This is a genomic window from Streptomyces sp. DSM 40868, from assembly GCF_011820545.1.
In the GTDB taxonomy this organism is placed as follows: Bacteria; Actinomycetota; Actinomycetes; order Streptomycetales; family Streptomycetaceae; genus Streptomyces; species Streptomyces eurythermus.
In genome coordinates, this window is sequence record NZ_CP050504.1 from 7,489,716 (window position 1) to 7,509,206 (window position 19,491).

15 protein-coding genes are annotated in these 19,491 nt (G+C 72.3%); 7 read left to right on the top strand and 8 right to left on the bottom strand.

Annotated elements, in window-relative coordinates; all coding sequences use genetic code 11:
- Nucleotides 1–27: 27 nt before the first annotated feature.
- The gene (locus tag HB370_RS33870; protein ID WP_051816116.1) at nucleotides 28–1,803 is read right to left on the bottom strand and encodes a lipase family protein; all 1,776 of its coding nucleotides are present in this window, start codon (nucleotides 1,801–1,803) and stop codon (nucleotides 28–30) included.
- A 191-nt stretch (nucleotides 1,804–1,994) separates the two neighbouring features.
- Here HB370_RS33870 and HB370_RS33875 point away from each other — a divergent pair, with 191 nt between their 5' ends.
- The 4 genes from HB370_RS33875 (at nucleotide 1,995) to lysA (ending at nucleotide 6,740) form a co-directional block, all read left to right on the top strand.
- Nucleotides 1,995–2,672 carry an SAVMC3_10250 family protein gene (locus HB370_RS33875; RefSeq protein ID WP_030791613.1) on the top strand — a complete coding sequence of 226 codons (678 nt, stop codon included), beginning with the start codon at nucleotides 1,995–1,997 and terminating at the stop codon, nucleotides 2,670–2,672.
- Nucleotides 2,669–4,771, top strand: a complete 2,103-nt coding sequence (locus HB370_RS33880; protein WP_106980775.1) for a HEAT repeat domain-containing protein — start codon at nucleotides 2,669–2,671, stop codon at nucleotides 4,769–4,771. The genes HB370_RS33875 and HB370_RS33880 overlap by 4 nt, the downstream gene beginning before the upstream one ends.
- 251 nt (nucleotides 4,772–5,022) lie before the next feature.
- The gene (locus HB370_RS33885) at nucleotides 5,023–5,391 is read left to right on the top strand and encodes an SAV_915 family protein (protein ID WP_030791607.1); all 369 of its coding nucleotides are present in this window, start codon (nucleotides 5,023–5,025) and stop codon (nucleotides 5,389–5,391) included.
- A gap of 14 nt (nucleotides 5,392–5,405) precedes the next feature.
- Complete coding sequence (lysA, locus tag HB370_RS33890) at nucleotides 5,406–6,740, top strand: diaminopimelate decarboxylase (RefSeq protein ID WP_030791604.1); 1,335 nt, start codon at nucleotides 5,406–5,408, stop codon at nucleotides 6,738–6,740.
- Nucleotides 6,741–6,864: 124 nt separating this feature from the next.
- On the opposite strand, the gene HB370_RS33895 is transcribed toward lysA, so the two are convergent.
- From HB370_RS33895 to HB370_RS33925, 7 genes are all read right to left on the bottom strand, one after another.
- Nucleotides 6,865–8,232 (bottom strand): RICIN domain-containing protein, encoded by a 1,368-nt coding sequence (locus HB370_RS33895; RefSeq protein WP_051816121.1) that lies wholly within the window; start codon nucleotides 8,230–8,232, stop codon nucleotides 6,865–6,867.
- Between the two features lie 38 nt (nucleotides 8,233–8,270).
- Nucleotides 8,271–9,707 carry an endo-1,4-beta-xylanase gene (locus tag HB370_RS33900; RefSeq protein WP_030791598.1) on the bottom strand — a complete coding sequence of 479 codons (1,437 nt, stop codon included), beginning with the start codon at nucleotides 9,705–9,707 and terminating at the stop codon, nucleotides 8,271–8,273.
- Between the two features lie 268 nt (nucleotides 9,708–9,975).
- Nucleotides 9,976–11,196 (bottom strand): metallophosphoesterase, encoded by a 1,221-nt coding sequence (locus HB370_RS33905; protein WP_030791595.1) that lies wholly within the window; start codon nucleotides 11,194–11,196, stop codon nucleotides 9,976–9,978.
- Between the two features lie 275 nt (nucleotides 11,197–11,471).
- A complete protein-coding gene (locus tag HB370_RS33910) occupies nucleotides 11,472–12,683 on the bottom strand; it encodes a PucR family transcriptional regulator (RefSeq protein WP_030791593.1) in 1,212 nt (403 codons plus the stop codon).
- A 210-nt stretch (nucleotides 12,684–12,893) separates the two neighbouring features.
- Nucleotides 12,894–13,835 (bottom strand): hypothetical protein, encoded by a 942-nt coding sequence (locus HB370_RS33915; protein WP_030791590.1) that lies wholly within the window; start codon nucleotides 13,833–13,835, stop codon nucleotides 12,894–12,896.
- Nucleotides 13,836–13,888: 53 nt separating this feature from the next.
- On the bottom strand, nucleotides 13,889–15,499 hold the full coding sequence (locus HB370_RS33920; protein WP_030791587.1) for a DUF6801 domain-containing protein: 1,611 nt from the start codon (nucleotides 15,497–15,499) through the stop codon (nucleotides 13,889–13,891).
- Nucleotides 15,500–15,624: 125 nt separating this feature from the next.
- Nucleotides 15,625–16,260, bottom strand: coding sequence for a hypothetical protein (locus tag HB370_RS33925; protein ID WP_030791584.1), 636 nt, complete (start codon nucleotides 16,258–16,260; stop codon nucleotides 15,625–15,627).
- Nucleotides 16,261–16,912: 652 nt separating this feature from the next.
- Between HB370_RS33925 and HB370_RS33930 the strand changes: the two genes are divergently transcribed.
- Genes HB370_RS33930 through HB370_RS33940 form a run of 3 tightly spaced genes read left to right on the top strand, consistent with a single transcriptional unit; the run spans nucleotide 16,913 to nucleotide 19,491 of the window.
- Nucleotides 16,913–17,917: an ATP-binding cassette domain-containing protein gene (locus tag HB370_RS33930; RefSeq protein ID WP_030791580.1), complete on the top strand. Its 1,005-nt coding sequence runs from the start codon at nucleotides 16,913–16,915 to the stop codon at nucleotides 17,915–17,917.
- Nucleotides 17,914–18,678 (top strand): ABC transporter permease, encoded by a 765-nt coding sequence (locus HB370_RS33935; protein WP_030791577.1) that lies wholly within the window; start codon nucleotides 17,914–17,916, stop codon nucleotides 18,676–18,678. Before HB370_RS33930 ends, HB370_RS33935 begins: the two co-directional genes overlap by 4 nt.
- A 6-nt stretch (nucleotides 18,679–18,684) precedes the next feature.
- Nucleotides 18,685–19,491, top strand: coding sequence for an ABC transporter permease (locus HB370_RS33940; protein ID WP_030791574.1), 807 nt, complete (start codon nucleotides 18,685–18,687; stop codon nucleotides 19,489–19,491).

The following is a 19,491-nucleotide window of genomic DNA, read 5'->3' on the forward strand; positions in this document are numbered from 1 at the left end:
CGCCGCAGGCGTCCTCGGCGGGACGGCTCAGTACGACTTCGGTTCCGGGGGCACCACCGTGAAGGTGTAGCCGTTGCCGGGTCCGGAGAAGGCCAGGCTGAGCGTCGGCCCGAACAGCCCGCAGTCGGTGAGGGAGGGGAAGGCGGTCGTTCCGGAGAACGTCAGCCCGCCGCTGCCGAGCGCGGAGACCGGCCCCTCGAAGTCCAGCGCGAACTCGACGGGCTCCGCGGTCCGGCAGCCCACCGGGATGTGGATTCCCAGCTCACCGGCGGACACGATCTCCACGGTGGCGAGCGCCTTGCCGTGGACGGCCAGCCGGCCCGCGTCGTCCAGCGAGACGGTGCCGCTCGTCCCCTCGGACTTCAGCCCGATGCGCACCTGCACCGGCAGCCCGATCACCCGCAGGTGTTCCAGGAACGTCGGCACGGCGAGGGAGCCTTCGAGTCGCCGGGCCGTCAGGTCGGTGTCCGCCGTGAAGGTGGACCCCTCCGGCATGAGCACCGTCTCGTCCAGCGTCTTGAGCCGGAGGCCGCCCTTGAGCAGCCACTTGTTCAGCGAGACGACGAAGTCGCCGCCGCCGGGGTTGGCCGTGGACCGGGGCGGCGGAAGGATGTTCAGGCAGTCGCCGACGAGCTGCGGCTTGCCGTCGAACCGGTCGGTGAGCCACTTGGTGACGTTCGGCGCGGCCTGGAACTGGGTGGCGATGTGCTCGCTCGGGTAGACGTCGAACTTCACCGCCGTGCCGCGCGAGCAGTAGCGCTTCTTCAGGCTGATCGCCTGGTCGAGCGGCAGGATCTCGTCGGCCTGTCCGTGGTACTGGTACACCGGTGCCTGGATCTTCGTGCCGCCCAGGTCCTGGTCGCCCAGCACCTCCCCCACGGACCCGATCGCCATCAGCTCGTCCAGCGTCCGGCCGCCCGCCGTGTACTGCTTGATGTCGTCGTTGATGTAGTCGAAGAGCGTCTCGAAGACGCACTTGCCCTTGGCGTCCGCGACGGCCGCCCGCCCCGCGTCGTTGACCAGCTCGTCGAAGGGGATCTTGTCCGGGTACTCGGCCGCGAGCCCCACGACCCCTTGGAGCAGGAAGGAAGCGCCGGTGCTCCCGTTCAGATAGCGCGCCGACGCCTTGAAGTCGCCGGGCACGCCGCCCGCGACCACACCGGCGAGGTTCAGCGACGAGGCGTACGAGGGTTCGAGCTGACCGGCCCACCCGGCCGACTGCCCGCCCTGCGAGTAGCCCCAGACCGCCGTCATCGCGCTGCCGCTCAGCCCGCTCCCCGGCACCTGGAACGCGGCGAGCGCCGAGTCCAGCACCGCCTGTCCCTGCGACCGGCCCGCCAGGTACGTAGGTGTCCGCCCGGCCCCGTATCCGGCGTAGTCGGTGACGACCACGGCCCAGTTCTTCCTGAGCAGCGCCACGATGTTCGCCGTCTCGTAGTCCGTTCCCGCCGCGAGCTGCGCGGACGGCGCGCACTTCGACCCCAGCCCGTGCGTCCCGGGCGCGTACGCCACCAGCGGCCGCGCCGAGCCGCCGGACCAGGCGGTGGCGGGCACGAGAACCGTCCCGGTGACGGTGTTCGCGCCGCCTCGTGAGTCGGTCGACGCGTACGAGATGTGCCAGGCGTTCACGGCGGGTGCCCCGGTCCCCAGCCTGACGTCCGCCGGGGCGGACGTCAGCAGGGTGCCGTGGGAGGGTGCGGCGGCAGCGGCCGCGCCGGTCGTCACCGGGAGGGCGGCGACTCCGGCGGCGGCCAGGGCCAGGGGTAAGGCTCTTGTCGTCAGCTTTCTGACCAGGTGTTTCACCGTTGCTCCTTACGTGGGAGTGTGTTCGGTTCCACCAGACCCTTACTTACTCCACGGTAAGTTACCGTCGGTAAGCCTACCGGGGAACCCCCGATTCGGGTTGCGCCACGAAACGGGCCACGGGTGGGCATCCCCGGCTGAATGCGTCAACTGCGTATGCTGAAACGGCCGTTGCGGTGAGGGAGGCGGGGTTGCGGTACTACCTGTACGTGTCCGAGGCGAAGGTGGAGATGCTCCACGCGCAGATCCCGCAGAAGCTGCTGTCGCGGCTGACGACGGAGGCGAAGGTGGATCTGAAGGTCGCCGGGGTGTCCGTGCAGCGGCCCGCGCGCCAGGACGCGGGGCTGTACGAGCGGCTGGACGTGGTGGAGGGGTTCCTGGAGCGGGAGTACGACGTCGGATGGGTGTCGTCGGATGCCGGGGAGGAGCCGGGGCCCGGGTTCTGGTTCCGGGGCGAGGCGGGGCTCCGGGTGTCGTGGGACGGGCGGGCCGAGGGGCCTGTGCTGATGTCGGGGGCGGCGGGGGACACGCTGGTCTCGCTGGTGGGGTCGGTGCACCATCTGGTGGGGCACAGCGCGGCACCGGAGTTGGGAAGGGTGGGGCACTCATGGCTGCCGGCCCTGTATCGGCTGCTGCGGGATGCCTCGCGGGCGGAGGCGGCCGGGGAGCCGGTGGCGCGGCCCGGGGGCGGGGTGCTGCATGACGTGGTGGAGGTGTGCGACCGGCTGGCCGGGCCCGCGATGTGGTGCGAGTTCCTGGCGCGGGAGCTGTTGCGCGGCCAGGTGACCGACGGGTCGGGGGCGCGGCGGGAGGTGGTGGTCGGGACGCCGTTGTACGTGGCCCTGTCGGAGGAGCGGCCGGGCGGATGAGGGCGGGTGAGGGGCGGGGGCGGACGGGAGGCGAGCGGGACACCGGGGTCGCGCGGTTGTGGCTGGCCGGGGATCTCGACGGATTGTGCCGGGCGTTGGAAGGGCCGGACGCTCTCACGGCGGCGCGGGCGGCCGAGGTGCTGGGCGAACCGGCCTTCGGCGCGGAGGGCGGGGCGGCGTTGATCCGCTGCCTGGAGCGGTGCGAACCGCTGCTGACGGACCCGGACTTCGGCTCGTACAACCACGACCGGTCCTGGCCGCTGATCGAGGCGGTGCGGGCGCTGGGGCGGCGACGGGAACAGCGTGCCGTGCCGGCGTTGTGCCGTTTGCTGGACGGGGAGGCCGGTGAGAGTCTGCGTTACCGGCTGGAGACCGCCGCGTTCGAGGCACTGATCGCGATCGGGGCGTGGGCGGAGGCGAGTGAGCGGCTGCTCGTACGGTTCGACCGGCAGCCGGAGCCGCATCTCGTGTGGCTGCTCACCGAGGCGCCGCACCCGCAGGCGCTGGAGCCGGTGCTGGCCCGGGTGTGGCGGTTGCTGCCGTACCAACTGGCCGAGGCGGTCGGGCTGCTGGCCGCCTTCCGCGATCCGCGCACCGCTCCCGCGCTGCTGCACATCGTCGACACCGCGGAGGCCGCGCACCCGACCCGCCGGGCGGCGCTGCGGGCGCTGCTCGAACTGCCGGGGCCGGAGCGGTGGTTGCACGCTTCCCGGATCGAGCCGCTGGTGAGGCGGTTGCGCGGCCCCGACCGCGAGACGGCGCGGTTGGCCGGGCAGCTGCTGGCCCGCACCGAGCAGGGGCGTGCGCGGATGCGGGGGCTCCTGAAGGACCCGCAGGGGCACTGGCCGCGTGGGCACCGGGAGAACGTCCCGGATTCGTATCCGCGGGAGGCTTACCCGTACGAGGCCGGGTGCGTCGTCATCTGCGAGGTGATGACCGAGCGGCCGCAGGCGTTCGTCTCGCCCTCTTGCGGCGCGCTGCGTTCCGCGGAAGAGGCGGAAGCAATTCTGCCGCTGCTGGATCCGGCCCTCCCGGCCGAACTGCGCAGGGCTGCCGTGCGGGCGCTGGGCGCGTTCGGAGCGGTCGACTCCAGGGCCGGGCGGATGGTGGCGGCGGCGCTGCTGGAGCGTGCGCTGCCGGACCGGCGGACCGTCGAGACCGCCGCGGCGACACTGGCCCGGCTGCCGGAGCCGCCCGTACGGGAACTGCTGCGGCTGCTCGGGCCGGACGGCGGGCGCGGGCACGAGGGCACGCCGGTGTCCCGGCGAGGTGCGGCGATCTCGCTCGGCCTGCTGCGGCACGAGGCTGCCGCCCCCGGGCTGCTCGCGGCCCTCGCCGCCGACGAACCGCCCGCCCTGCGCCGCGCCGCCGCCGACGCGCTGGGCCTGCTCGGCCACCGCCCGGCCGTCCCGGCGCTGGTGGTCCTGGCCGGGGACGAGGAAGAGGCGACCGCCCTGCGGGCGCGCGCTGTCACGGCGCTGGGGCGGATCGGCGCCCATGATGCCCTTCCGGCGCTGCTGGGCGCGGCCCGCTCGGACTCCGAGTCGCTCCGGCTGCGGGCGGCCGGATCCCTCGGGAGCTTCCCTACGGCGGAAGCGGTCGCCGCCCTCACGGACCTGGCGTCCGACACGGAACCGGAGACGGTACGGGCGGCGGTCGACTCCTTGGCGCGGATCGGCCCGCCGGCCGCCGCCGCCCTCTGTGCCCTTCCGGACCTGGCCGGCCGTGACCGCCGGCCGGGCGACACCCTCCGCGCCCTGGTCACGGCGCTCGCCGCCTGCCCCGGACCGGAGTGCACCACGGCCCTGGCCCGGCTGGCCCACCCGCCGTACGCGCAGTCCGTCCGGGCCGCGGCCGAACGCGCCCTCGCCGGACGCCCCGCCGCCGAGGCCCTGCCCCACCTGCTGCGGCTGCTCGCCGACCCGATGATGCGGCACCCCCACGGCCCGGCCCTGCTCGCCCTGGCCCGCAGCGGCGCGCCCGAGGCGGAGGCGATCGTGGTCGAACATTTCGAACATCAGCGGTCGTTCGTCGCCGACCGCTACCGGGACGAGGCGCGGGAGGCACTGCGCGTCCTGTGCCGGGCGGGGACGCCGTAGGCCCGAAGGAGGAGATCGCGACGGCCCGCGCCGAGTACGACCGGCGTACGGAGCTCGGTGCGAAGGCGTCGTGAGGGGAGCCGGGGTCGCCTGCCCGGCACGTCAACAGCGCGTCAAGGTCGTCCCGGTCACCGTCAGCGTCGCGTCAGGAGGGGCCGGGGACCGGGCGCGGACGGGCATAACGTCGACGGCGAGCCCCGGCCCGCCTTCCCGGGTCCGGGGCACTCCGGCTCTCTCCTGGTAGGTGTCCCATGGAACAACTCCTGTACGGCGAAGACCCCGAGCCCTCCGATCGGTTCCCGGCCGGACCCCTGTACGTCCCGGTCCGGCCGGGCCCCTCCGGGTCCGTGGTCCGCCTCTTCCGTACACCGCTCGGTGACCGCTCGGCCGTCGGCTTCACCTCCGCGCGCGGACTCGTCGCGGCCCTCGGCACCGGCCAGGCGTGGATCCGTCTCGCCGAGCCCGCGCTGCGCGCGCTGACCGCACCGCTCGGCGTCACCACCGTCACGATCGACCCGCCCTTCACGGCCTGCGCGCCGGCGCCGGCCGGACCGGCAGTCCCGGCCGGACCGGCAGTCCCGGCGGCGGCCCTGGCCGCCTCGGCCCGGTGGACCGGCTGAGAGGAGAGCAGGCGATGACCACCGTTCACGAACCCGCCGCCCCCGCGGCCCTCGCCGAACTGTCGGTGTGGCCCGCTTCGGCCACCGAGTCCCGCCCCGGCGACCTGGCCGTGGGCGGAGTACCGCTCACGGAGATCGCCGACCGCTTCGGCACCCCCGTCTACGTCCTCGACGAGGCCGAGGTGCGCGACCGCTGCCGCACCTACCGGAACGCCTTCCCGGACGCCGAAGTCCTCTACGCGGCCAAGGCGTTCCTGTGCCGCGCCATGGCCCGCTGGATGGCCGAGGAGGGCCTCGGCCTGGACGTCTGCTCGGCCGGTGAGCTGGAGCTCGCGGTCACCGCCGGCTTCCCGCCGGAGCGGATGGTGCTGCACGGCAACGCCAAGTCTCCGCGGGACCTGGAGACGGCACTCCGCCTGGGCGTGGGCCGTATCGTCATCGACAGCCCCTCGGAGATCGCCCGGCTGGCCGCCGCCGTGGGCCCCGGCGGCCACCAGAAGGTCATGGTGCGCGTGGTCCCCGGCATCAGCGCGGGCGGCCACGAGAAGGTCCGCACCGGCACGGACGACCAGAAGTTCGGGCTCTCCATCACCGACGGCCACGCCCAGCACGCCATCGCCCGCGTCCTCGGTCAGCCGCAGCTCGAACTCACCGGGCTGCACTGCCATCTGGGCTCACAGATCACCAGTGTGAAGCCGTATCTCGCGGCCGTGCGCCGCATGGTCGGCCTGATGGCCCGCCTGCGCGAACAGCACGGGCTGGTCCTGCCCGAACTCGACCTCGGCGGCGGGCACGGCATCGCCTACCGCCCCGGCGAGGACGCCCTGGACCTGACCTCGCTGGCCCGCAAGGTGCGCAAGGAACTCGCCGGCGCCTGCGCCGCCGCCGGACTCCCCGTCCCCCGGCTGGTCATCGAGCCGGGCCGGGCGATCGCGGGCCCCGCCGGTGTCGCTCTGTACCGCGTGCTGTCCGTGAAGCGCTCGGGCGGAAACCTCTTCGTGGCCGTGGACGGCGGCATGAGCGACAACCCCCGCCCGGCCCTGTACGGCGTCCGCTACGCCCCCCGCCTGGCCGGCCGGCACAGCACCGCGGAACGGGCCCGCGTCACCGTGGCGGGCCGGCACTGCGAAGCGGGCGACATCCTGGCCGCCGACGCCGAACTGCCCGCCGACGTCCGCCCCGGCGATCTGCTCGCCGTACCCGTGGCGGGCGCCTACCACCTGTCCATGGCCTCGGGCTACAACCTGGTGGGCCGCCCGCCCGTGGCCGCCGTACGCGACGGCCTCGCCCGCCTCCTGGTGCGCCGCGAGTCCATGGCGGACATCCGCGGCCGGGACGTCGGCCTGTAGCCGCGCCGGCTCCGGAGTCGCATGGCGTGGGGGCCGGTGCCGGAGCGGAGACCGAACCGTCGGGGACGGAAAACGACGGAGTGGAGCCAGGGTCGTCCTGGCTCCACTCCAAGGTGCGGGTGTGTCACTGGAACTGCGCGAAGAACTTCCAGATCTCCGTCTTGGTCCAGGTGGTGACGCCGCTCTCGCCGGAGGAGCCGTCGACCGGACCGGGGATGTGGTCCCCGTCGAACGCGGCCCACTGGACCGGGTATCCGGCACGGCAGCCCGAGTAGAGGGTGGTGATGTGCGTGCGGCTGCCCGGCGCCGGCTCGCGCGGACTCTGGGCGGTGCAGCCGTTGTTGGCGACGAACCTGTCGCGCAGGGACCGTCCCTGCGCGATACCGAGGACGGAGTCGCCGATGCCGTGGATCCCGAAGTAGGCGATGGGCTGGGTGCCACCGCTGCATCCGCTGATCTCGGCGCCGGACATGACCGCGACGGCCCGGAACACGTTCGCCCGGCTGCACGCGAGCGCGTAGCTCATACCGCCGCCCCAGCTGAATCCCGTGGCGAAACGCTGTGCCGGGTTGACGCAGAGGGCGCCCTCGATGCGCCGGATCATGTCGTCGACGAAGGTGACGTCCTCACCGCCGGAATTCGCCCAGCCGTTGCCGAGGCCCTGGGGGGCGACCAGGATCGCGCTGTTGCCCGACTGTTCCTGCTGGCCGTAGTAGGACCAGGCGCTCCCGCTGGTGCCGCCCGAGGCGACGTCGCCGGCGGTTCCGCCCCGCCAGTGGAAGGCGAAGATCAGCCGGTAGGGGTGGCTGCTGTCGTAGCCGTCGGGGACCCGGAGGATGAAACTGCGGCTCTTGCCGCCGCTCTGGATCGTGTGCGTACCGCTCGTCAGAGCGGGGGCGCTGCCGCAACCGCTTCCGCTTCCGCCGCCGGACGACAGCTTGACCAGCTGCCATTGCTGGTTGGCGCCGCCCCAGTCGGTGTACTGCACGACGTTGCCGCCGTCGGCGGTGGAACCGCCCTGCACCTCCACCGCCTTGCCGCTGCCCCGGTTGATCAGCCGGACGTGGCCGGCGTCGGAGTCGGCCAGGCGGAACTGCTGGTTGGTCCCGTTGTGGTCGGCCCACTGCTGGACCGCGGCACCGTCCGCGGCCGAGGCGCCGGCCACGTCGAGAACCTTCCCCGAATGCCGGGCCTTGAGGCGGAAGAAGCCGCCGCCGGAGTCCACGAACTGCCACTGCTGGTTGGCTCCGTCGGTGCGCGTCCACTGGGCGACCCGCGCGCCGTCGGCGGTGGACGCGCCGGAGACGTCCAGCGCCTTGCCGCTGTTGCGGTTGACCAGGACGTACCAGGCGTTGGTGTCCACCGTCGCCGCCTCGGCGGGCGCCGGCCGCACGGCGGCGAGCAGGCCGATCGCGAGGGTCGCCGCCACCACGGCCGCGATCCGGGACCACCAGCGATGCCGTCCCGCGGAGGCCGGACCGTGCGTCGTCATCGATTCACCCCCCTTCGTCTCGTCGGCGGACGGTTCCATCAGGTCCGCGTCCAGCGCTGGTTGCTGCCGCCCGAGCAGGAGTAGAGCTGGATCTGGGTGCCGTTGGCGGTGCCGGCTCCGACGGCGTCGAGGCAGAGGCCGGACTGGACGCCGACGATGGAACCGTCGGAGTTCAGGCGCCACTTCTGGTTGTCGCCGCCCCAGCAGCTGTAGATCTGGACCTTGGCGCCGTTACCGGTGCCGGCGGCGTCCAGGCACTTGTTGCCGTAGACCCGGAGCTCGCCGGAGTCGGTGGACGTCCACTGCTGGTTGGTCGCGTTGTTGCAGTCCCACAGCTGGAGCTGGGTGCCGTCGGTGGTGGCAGCGTTGGGCACGTCCAGGCAACGGCCGGAACCCACGCCCTTGATCTGCCCGCCGCCGTCCGTGGGGGGCGGCGTGGTGGTGCCGCCGTTGAGCGCGTTGAGGACGGCGGTGTAGGCGGGCTTCTTGCTGCCGTCGTTGTTGAACAGCAGCGGCGTGTCACTCGCCCGCCAGGAGTCGCTGTCGCGCACACCCCAGACGGTGATGCCGAGGCAGCGCGAGACGGCCAGGCAGTCGTTGGTCACGGCGGCGTAGGTCGAGGACGAGGCGCCCTGGATGTCGAGTTCGGTGATGGCCACGTCGACGCCGAGGGCGGCGAAACTCTGCAGGGTGGTGCGGAAGTTGCTGTTGTACGGGCTGCCGCTGTTGAAGTGCGACTGGAAGCCGACGCAGTCGATCGGCACGCCCCGCTGCTTGAAGTCCCGGACCATGTTGTACACGCCCTGGGTCTTGGCCCAGGTCCAGTTCTCGATGTTGTAGTCGTTGTAGCAGAGCTTGGCGGCCGGGTCCGCGGCGCGCGCGGTGCGGAAGGCGACCTCGATCCAGTCGTTGCCGGTGCGCTGGAGGTTGGAGTCCCGCCGGCCGCCGGAACCGTCGTCGGAGAAGGCCTCGTTGACGACGTCCCACTGGGCGATCTTGCCCTTGTAGTGGCCCATCACGCCGTTGATGTGGTCGATCATCGCCTGGCGCAGGCTGCTGCCGCTGAGGCTCTGCATCCAGCCGGGCTGCTGCGAGTGCCAGGCCAGGGTGTGCCCGCGCACCTTCTTGCCGTTCTGCACCGCCCAGTTGTAGACGCGGTCACCGGAGGTGAAGTTGAACTGGCCGCGCTGCGGTTCGGTGGCGTCTATCTTCATCTCGTTCTCGGCCGTCACCATGTTGAACTCACGGTTCGCGATCGACGTGTACGTCGAGTCGCCGAGCCGGCCCGAGGCGATGGCGGTGCCGAAGTAGCGGCCGCTCTGCGCGGCCGCGGCGCCGAGCGTGCTCTCGGCGGCGTTCGCGGTCGTCGGCGCGGCCAGTGCGCCGACCGAACCGAGGGCGCCGACGAGCAGCGCCATGAGCGGGCCGCGGAGCCTGCGGCGGACAGCGGATCCGGGAAGGGCGTACGAGCCCATGACTGTGCCTCCAAGACGGACATCACGGAAGGACTGAAGCGCGGGGGATCGCGTCCCGGGACGGAACGATCCCGACGTCGCGCGGGTGGGCGTGGATCGGCCGTGCGGCATGGATTGCGCAGGGCCGATGTGGTTCGAAATGTCGAACTGCGGTCGCTTTCTCAGACAGGGATGATCGAGCCATGACGGTGCACCGTCAATACTCCCCGCAGGAAAAGATTCCGATTTTCGCTCGAAAGTTTCGTAATTCCGTGGTGTGACACCCGTGTTACGACGAGGTCGACGGGTGGGAGGAACGGAGCACGAGCAGGGTGATCTCGCTGGAGGCGAAGACGCGGAACGGCGGGCCCCAGAAGCCGGTGCCGCGGCTGGTGTAGAGGAGGGTGCGGGCGCCGTGCCGGCTGAGGCCGGCGAGGGCGGGCTGATCGAGTCGGACCAGGTGGTGGAAGGGCCAGATCTGGCCGCCGTGGGTGTGGCCGGAGAGCTGGAGGTCGATGCCGGCGGCTGCCGCCCGATCGACGAACTTCGGCTGGTGCGCCAGGAGCAGGACGGGCAGGCCGGGGTCGGCGCCGTCCAGGGCGCCGGCGAGATGGGCGCGGTGGCCCGCCAGGCCGGAGGACTCGGCGGTGACGTCGTCCACGCCGGCGACCACGAGGGTGTCGCCGCCGCGTTCGAGCAGCAGATGGCGGTTGCGCAGCGGCTCCCAGCCCAGCTCGTCCATCAGGTCGACCCAGCCCTGGGCCTCGCTGTAGTACTCGTGGTTGCCGGTGACGTAGACCCGGGCGCGGGTGGCCCGTACGGTACCGAGGGGGGCGGCCTGGGCGCGGCGCTGTCCGGCCGTGCCGTCCGCGATGTCGCCGGTGTGGCAGACCAGGTCGGCCTCCAGGGTGTTCACCCGCTCGCACACCCGCGCCGACCAGCGGGCGCGGTCGAGTGGGCCGTAGTGGGTGTCGGTGATGAGGACGACCCGCAGCCCGTCCAATCCGGCGCCCAGGCGCGGGAGTTCCACGTCGAGCCGGCGCACGCGGGGAACGCGGCGGGCCTCGGCGTACCCCCAGGCGAGCAGGGCGGCGCTCACGCCGAGGACGGCCCATGTCACGACGCGGGCCCGGTCCTGGCTCCCGCCGACACCGGCCACGGTCAGCGCGAGCCGCAGCAGGACGCCGAGCAGAACGGACCAGGTGAACAGCACCCAGCCGGTGCCCAGCAGGGTGTCACCGAGGATCGCCGCCCGGTCCTGCCGGCGCCGGCCGTGTCCGCGCGCCATCGCGAGCGGCATGCAGACGAGGCAGGCGGCGAGCAGGACGGTGCCGGCCAGGGTGACGGGCAGCGGCCAGTGCTGGCCGGTGTACAGGAGCACCCAGCAGGGCACGGTCCACAGCAGGACGGGGGCGATCAGGGGGAGGTAGCGCATCAGGCGGTGCAGCGGGCTGCGCCGCGGCGCTCGCGCCTCACCCCCGGCGGGCCGGGTGCTGCTGGTGTCGGTCACGCTTCCCCTCCTGACCGGGCTGCCGTCTCGCCGCACTGTATCCGGTCGCCCACGGGCCGCCCGGACCGGTGCTCAGGGGAGCGGTCGCCGGGTGAGGGGTCGGGGGGGCAGGTACGGCGCTGCTCTGAGCGGCCGTCGGGTGAAGCGGCCGACGGGGCACGCACGGTGCTGCCGTCAGCGGCCACCGGGGAAGACGGGCAGAGCGCGCGCGGCGCCGCCGTCCGCCGGTGGGGGCGCCCCGGCCGCCGGTTCCCGCGCACCCGTACGCCGCCGCCTCACCGCGAGCCGTCGTGCCCCCGCAGGTGCAGGGCGCGCAGCGCGACCTCCAGGGCGAAGCGGTGCTCGGGGTCGGCGAGCCGGTCGCCGAGGTGGGAGTCGAGGGTGCGCAGGCGATAGCGGACGGTCTGGGCGTGCACGCCCAGCATCTCGCCCACCTGCTCCGCGGGCGCGCGGGTGGAGACGTGGACCCGCAGGGTCTCGATGAGCCGGCCGCGCCGGCTGGCCGGGAGCCCGTCGAGCGGGGCGAGTTCGCGGGCCGCGAGATGGTCGACCAGGGCGTGGTCGGACAGCAGCCACAGGGTGGTGAGGTGGTCCTCGCAGGCGATCAGCGGGGCGTCGGGGACCACTCCGTCGTCGACCAGTTGCAGGACGCGGCGCGCCCAGCGCACCGAGTCGGCGGCCTGGCCGAGCGGGACGGTGAGCCCGAGCACGGCACGGGTGCCGGACAGGGCCTTGCGGAGCATCGTCAGGCGCTGCGGGGTGAGGTTGCCGGGGACGAGCAGGTGGGGCTGGGGCATGTCGAGGTCGACGAGGACGTCCTCGTCGAGCGCGGCCTGGATGCGGTCGGCCACCGGGGGGCGCAGCGCGACCAGGGTGCACCGCTGGGGCAGCTCCCAGCCGGCGGCCTCGGCCAGCTCGGTGACGGTGGTCCCCGGCAGCGGCGGCGCGGCCAGGATGAGGTGTAACAGGCGTCTTCGTAACGCGGACACCTCGGACGCGGCCCGCTCCCGCACCTCCGCGTACCCCTCGCGGGTGACCGCCTCCAGTTCGTCGACGTAGGCGAAGAGGGCGTCGGCGAAGGAGAGGACGAGGGTGGGGGAGAGGTTGTGCTGCCGCCCGATCGTCTTGGCGCGGCGCAGCGTGATCCGCGCCCCGAGGCGGTAGGCGCCTTGCAGGGTGTGCAGGTCGCGGCCTTCGTACGCCTCCACCCGGCCGAACCTGCGCAGCAGTTCGTCGCGGGCCTCGGAGCGCCTGCCGGGGTCGGCCACCCGGTCCACGAAGGTGACCAGCGCCAGTTCCACGCCCTGGCGGATCGCGTCCCCGCTCGGCCCGTTGAGCAGCCGGCCGTACACCGGGTAGGCGCGGGTGACCTCCGCTCGTATCTCGTTGAGCAGGCTCGGCAGTTCCGGCCGTATGACGGCCGCGAACCTCTTGGGCAGGGGGCCGAGCGGTTCGCCGACTTCGGGGGACCGTGCGATCGAGGGCATAAGTCACCTCTTGCGCTCAGAAGTGTCCGGCGAGGCGGCCGGCCGGGCGCCGTCCGCCTCGAGCGGAGGGTGCCCGGCCCGGTCCACCAGGTGTCACACCGGTCTGGGTGCTGACACTTAATCAACTGAGCCGCCCGGTGTACACCGCTCAGGCGGATTACGCCGGTGCCTGCCGGAGCGCGCCGCCGGAGAACGGCCGGGCCGTGGCCGTCACCGCACGGCGGAGTGCCAGTTGCGGGCGAGCACCTCGCCGGCGTCGGGTACGGCGGTCCCGGGCGCGGTGAGGCCGGCCAGGAAGGTCTGGGCGCTGTTCAGGGTGAGGCTGTTGTTCCCGGCGGCGGAGGGCAGGCCGGTCTTGGCGTTGACGGCGGCGTTGATCAGGCCGACGTTCAGGCCGCAGCCGGTGGCCCCCGGCACCGCGAAGCCGCCGTCGTTCTGCGGGGCGCCGGTGAGGTCGATCCGGCTCATCTCGCCGGCCTCGTCGGCCGTGCCGTCACCCTTGAAGAAGCTCATCCCGAACGCCGGGTAGTCGAGGTTCTTCGGCCGCAGCACGATCGGGGCGGACGCCGACCCGATGTAGCAGTTGTCGCCGAGGAGCGGGTTCTGCAGGTGGACGCGGACCGGCAGGGCGATGATCGGCATGTCCTTGAGGACGCCCGCGGTCTGGTCGAAGGCGTACGGCGCGCCGACGGACTCCATCGTGGCGGTGATCTTGTTGAGCCTGGCGTCGCTGAGGGTCTGGCAGATGCCGGTGATCACCGGGATGTCGCTCGGACACATCAGGCCGAGCAGACCGCCGGGGACGGTGGCGGAGTCGGCGACCAGCGCGCCGGAGGGCGGGGCGACGACGGTGCTGGTGCCGTCCGCGTTCTGCACGACACCGAACTGGAGGTTGGTCCTGCCCGTGACCACGGTGGTCTTGCCCAGCTTGATGGAGCCACTGGCGGAGGTGGAGACCACGCACTGCGGGGTCTTGTCGGAACCGTCGGCGGCCAGCATCGCCGGGGCGTCCACGGGGCAGCGGGTGAAGGGGGCCCACTGGCCGTTCAGCGTGGGGTCGGCGGCCGACGCGCCGCCGATGGAGGCGAGGGTGCCGAGCGCGGTCAGGGCGGCGACGGCGGAGAGCCGGGTGCGGGTGGAGAGCCGGGGCATGGTGGTGGCCTTCCGGGGAGAAGGGGACGGGGGGAGCGCCGAGCGGGAGCGGCTCAGCGCTCGGGGACGGGGATGACGAGGGGTTGCAGATCCTTGGTGCACTGGTCGGGGTTGAAGACCTGCACCGCGCACGTCTGGCCCTGCGTCTGCTTGACGTAGTTGCCGGGGCCGGACACCGAGGCGGTGAGCAGACGGTCGAGGTCCTCGCCCTTGCCGCCGCAGTGGGTGAAGGCGGGGATGGTCACCTCGCCGGTCAACGGGCCGCCGGAGCTGAGCAGATAGCCGACCGGCAGGGCGGGCGGCTGGTGCGAGCTGCGGCCGGTCAGCACCAGGTGGTCACCGGGGAACTTCGCGGGCTCGGGCTCCTCGGAGCGCAGCGGGCTTCGCGTGCGGCAGCCGGTACCGACGTCCAGCGGGGTTCCGTTGACCTCCAGGGCGGTCACCCTGAGGACCAGCGGGACCCGTACCCGTGTCTCCATCTTGGTGAACAGGGTGACGAACGAGGTCTCGCCCTTGCCGTCCATGGTCATGGGCCCCGTCTGCTCCAGCACCATCGTGGCCTTCGTCGGAACGAAGCCGAAGGTCAGGAAGGTGGCCTGGAACGGCGGGGTCTGCGGCTTGCCCCGGTACCAGAGCGTTCCCTGCGAGTGCTGGCTGAGATAGCCCCCGGAGTAGTCCGGGAAGAGCTCGATGTCGGTGGGGCCCTGCTCGATCAGCGCGCAGGACAGGGGGATCAGTGAGGCCCCGGCCAGCTTGCGCACGTTGGTGTAGCCGGTGACGTAGGCGTTGAGCGATGCCGAGGTGGACGGGTGCCGCTCGTCGTAGCGGCAGGGCGGGGCGTCCGGGCGGCGGGTCGCGGCACCCCGCGGGGCCCGTTCCGTCACCGTCGGCGCCCGGCCCTCCGGGTCGTCCCGGCCCCCTCGGCCGTCCTGGCCGGTCTGGTCGTCCGGGGAGTGCGGGGCGCCGGGTGTGCCGGTGTCCGGCGCGGGGACGGAGGGGGTCGGTGAAGCGGGGCTGGTCGCCGGGGACTCGGGGTCCGGCTCGATCCGTACGGTGGCCAGCAGGCCCCGCTTCGGCGCGTCCTCGGCGAGCGCGCAGCCGACGGTCAGCGCGGCGGGGTCGGCGGCGGCGCCGTCCGGGGTGTCGAGCGCCAGGTCGAGGTCGAGGGCGCGGGCGGAGAAGGCGAGGGCGCCGTCCACGCGCGCGGTGACGGAGGGGACTTCGCCCGTCGCGGTCAGCGTCAGGGGTCCCGAGGCGGGCAGGGCGGCCGGCGGCGCCGTACCGCGCCAGGTCGCCTCGGCTGCCGACTCGCCCTGCGCGATCCCGACCCCGAGACGGGTCACCGCGCGCACGCCGGACGCCCGGCCGCGGGCGAGGTCCGCCACCGCTTCGGCCGGCAGCTCGACGGTGGTGGTGACATCGGCGGGGGTGAACGCCTTGCCCGCCGTGGCCGCGGTGGGGAAGGCCGCCGTGACGCGTACCGTCGCGGGCAGTTCTCCCGAGGGCAGCCGGCAGACATAGGGGAGCGCGACATCGGCCTCCTGGGTGCCCGTGGCCGAGACCGCGGCCGGGACCATGGCGGCGAGTACCACGAACGCGCCGATGGCCGTGGTGCGGGCACGGACCCGGGGCAGCCGCGGCGCGGCGGCGCGATGGCCTCTCATACAGCTCCAGTCGGTCGTACACCGGTGTGGACAAAGGGGAAGAGCCGAAAACGGGCGGGGCCGGGCGGTCCGCGTCCGCCCGGCCGGGGTGCGTGACCGGCCGGGCGGACGCGCACGGCGGCGCCTTACGGGTTCGAGCCGACGATCTTCGGGATGGTGCCGTTGGAGGACTTGATGACGTAGTTGCCCTTGAAGGTGGGCTTGGTGGAGGTGGTGACCACCGTGCCGCAGTTGACGGGCGCCGGGTTGGAGCTGACGACCAGCTCGCCCGCGACGCTGTTGACCGCGAGGACGCCCGAGGAGTTGGTGTAGGTGCCCGAGGCCTTGCCCGTCACGGTGAACTTGCAGGCGCCCGCGGACACGTTGGCCGTGATGTTGCCGACGTAGCCCGTGGTGACACCGGTCGAGGCGTTGTAGTCCTGGGCGACGACCGTCCAGGGGGTGACCGCCACGGTGCTGACGTTGCCCAGGACGCTGGTGCACGGCGATGCCGAGGTGCCGAAGCTGATCGCGTTGATGGTGGCGACCGTGGCCGGGTTGCCGGTGGCGCTGGCCATGGAACCGGACGCGCTGGACGTCGTGCACGTCATCGGAATGGTCGCGGTCAGCACGATGTTGCCGCTGTTCGTCGCCGTGTAGCTGCCCGTCGGGGTGACGGTCCAGACCGTGGAGGGAGCCGCCGAGGCGGGCCCGGCGGTGAGACCGAAGGCGGCCGCGGCCGCACCCGCCACGACGGCGAGCCTTCTCGTGTGCTTCTTCATGGCGTCAGGGCTCTCCTTGTGGTTGAACGGCAGGGATGGGCCGCTGCTGAATCGAGCGAGGGTGTGCGGCCCGCGGCTCGGTGTTCCCCGTCCGCGAACCATGACGTTACTGGCGGGAAACTTCGCCGAACAATGCCGTTGTTCATGATTCTTTGAAAAGAAGAACCATCTCTTTCCCGGGTGAGTGATCCGCAACCGGTCTTAGTCATCCGCTGCCAAAGCCGGGGGCCTTTGGCGGCGGTGGAGGGGGTGTCCCCGGCCTGCCCGTACGGGGACGGATTGCTCACTCGGCAACAAGTTCCGGGTGTGGGTTTGTCTGCGCCGTGACAGATTTCGCATGGCCGAACCGGGACTCTCCGAAAACCTGGGACCCTGTATTGCCCACCGCGGTTACTCGGCCGTAACGTGCCGGTGCGGTGCTCGGTGCCAGGTCGGCGACCCCCGCCGGCCGAGCCGTGGCGGATGCCCTCCGGCCGCCGGCCCGCCCGTTCGCGCCGAGGCGCGGACGGACGGAGCGAGGTTGTCTGCGGGGTGACAAACGCCGGGCCGACGGCGGGGGTTGGGGCGCAGCACCCGAAGCCGGCGTGGTGCGCGCCGACGTGAGCCGCGCACCCGGGAACACGGAACCGACCTGTCGTCCGCTGGAGGTGATATGGGCGTCGAAGTGGTGGTCGAAGGCCTGACCAAGTCCTTCGGTAAGCAGAGCATCTGGCGGGACGTGACACTCACACTTCCGGCCGGAGAAGTAAGCGTCATGCTGGGGCCGTCCGGCACCGGGAAGACCGTCTTCCTGAAGTCGCTCGTCGGGCTGCTCAAACCCGAGAAAGGCCGGGTGCTCATCAATGGAGTGGACATGGTGAACAGCCCGGAGCGGGAAATCTACGAGACCCGTAAGTTATTCGGGCTCATGTTCCAGGACGGGGCCCTGTTCGGATCCATGTCGCTGTTCGACAATATCGCCTTCCCGCTGCGCGAGCACACCCGCAAGAAGGAGTCCGAGATCCGCCGCATCGTCATGGAGCGGATCGAGATCGTCGGACTGCTGGGCGCGGAGGGCAAACTGCCGGGGGAGATCAGCGGAGGCATGCGCAAACGGGCCGGACTGGCCCGCGCGCTCGTACTGGACCCGCAGATCATCCTCTGCGACGAACCGGACTCCGGCCTCGATCCGGTCCGTACCGCCTACCTCTCCCAGCTGCTGATCGACCTGAACGCGCAGCTCGACGCGACGATGCTGATCGTCACCCACAACCTCGACATCGCCGCCACCGTGCCCGACAACATGGGGATGCTCTTCCGGCGCGAACTCGTCACCTTCGGCCCGCGCGAGGTGCTGCTCACCAGCGAGGAACCGGTGGTCGCCCAGTTCCTCGACGGCCGGCGCGAAGGCCCCATCGGGATGTCGGAGGAGAAGGACGCGGCCACCCTCGCGGCCGAGGCGGGCACCGCCCGCGCCGCCGAGCCCCGCAGGATCGTTCCGCAGCTGGAGCCGTCGCCCGGACTGCCGCACCGCCGCGCCGTCACCCGGCGGCGCGAACGGGTCCTGCGCATGATCGACCAACTGCCCTCCGCCGCCCGCACCGCCATCCTGCGGACCTACGCGGACAGTGCCGCGACACCCACCCGGCCGATCCCCGCCGCCGGGAGCGGCGCATGATCAGCGGCGCGCTGCGGCAGACCGGGCGGCTCTTCGCGCTCGCCGTCGAGGTCGGCCGTGCCATCTTCCGACGGCCCTTCCAGTTCCGCGAGTTCATCGAGCAGTTCTGGTTCGTCGCCGGGGTCACCATCCTGCCCGCCGCCCTCGTCTCCATTCCCTTCGGCGCGGTCATCGCGCTCCAGGTCGGCTCGCTCACCCGGCAACTGGGCGCCCAGTCCTTCACCGGGGGCGCCAGCGTGCTCGCCGTGGTCCAGCAGGCCAGCCCGCTCATCGTCGCCCTGCTGATCGCCGGCGCCGGCGGCTCCGCGATCTGCGCCGACCTGGGCTCCCGCAAGATCCGCGAAGAGCTGGACGCCATGGAGGTCATGGGCGTCTCGCCCGTGCAGCGCCTGGTCGTGCCCCGGGTGCTGGCCACCATGGGCGTGGCGGTCCTGCTCAACGGCCTGGTCTCCGTCGTCGGCACCCTCGGCGGCTACTTCTTCAACGTGATCATGCAGGACGGCACCCCCGCCGCCTACCTGTCCAGCTTCTCCTCCCTCGCCCAGCCGGCCGACCTGTACATCAGCGAACTCAAGGCACTGGTCTTCGGGTTCATCGCGGGCATCGTCGCCGCCTACCGGGGGCTCAACCCGCGCGGCGGCCCCAAGGGGGTCGGCGACGCCGTCAACCAGTCCGTCGTCATCACCTTCCTCCTGCTCTTCTTCGTCAACATGGTGATGACGGTCCTGTACCTCCGGATCGTCCCGCCGAAGGGGGGCTGACCCGCGATGGCCTCCCCGCTCGCCTGGCTCGACCGCTCCGGCGACCACCTGCTCTTCTACACCCGGGCCCTGCTGTGGATCCCGCGCGCCCTGCGCCGCTACCTCAAGGAGGTCCAGCGCCTCCTCGCCGAGGTCGCCTTCGGCACCGGAGGGCTCGGCGTCATCGGCGGCACCATCGGCGTGATGATCGCGATGACCCTGTTCACCGGGACCGTCGTCGGACTCCAGGGATACGCGGCACTCGACCAGATCGGCACCGCCGCGTTCACCGGATTCGTCTCCGCCTACTTCAACACCCGCGAGATCGCCCCCCTCGTCGCCGGACTCGCCCTCTCCGCGACCGTCGGCGCCGGTTTCACCGCGCAGCTCGGCGCGATGCGCATCAACGAGGAGGTCGACGCCCTCGAAGGCATGGGCATCCGCTCCATGCCCTACCTCGTCACCACCCGCGTCATCGCCGGGGTCGTCGCCATCATCCCCCTCTACGCGATCGGCCTGCTCTCCTCCTACGTGGCCTCCCGCCTGGTGACCGTCCTGTTCAACGGCCAGTCCCGGGGCACGTACGACCACTACTTCGGCCTCTTCCTCTCCCCGACGGACGTGCTCCTGTCCGTGCTGAAGGTGCTGATCTTCAGCGTGATGGTGATCCTCGCCCACTGCTACTACGGCTACCGCGCCGCAGGCGGCCCGGCCGGTGTCGGCGTCGCCGTGGGCCGGTCCGTACGCAACGCCATCGTGCTGATCAGCGTCACCGACTTCTTCCTCTCGCTCGCCCTGTGGGGCGCGACCACGACCGTGAAGGTGGCGGGGTGA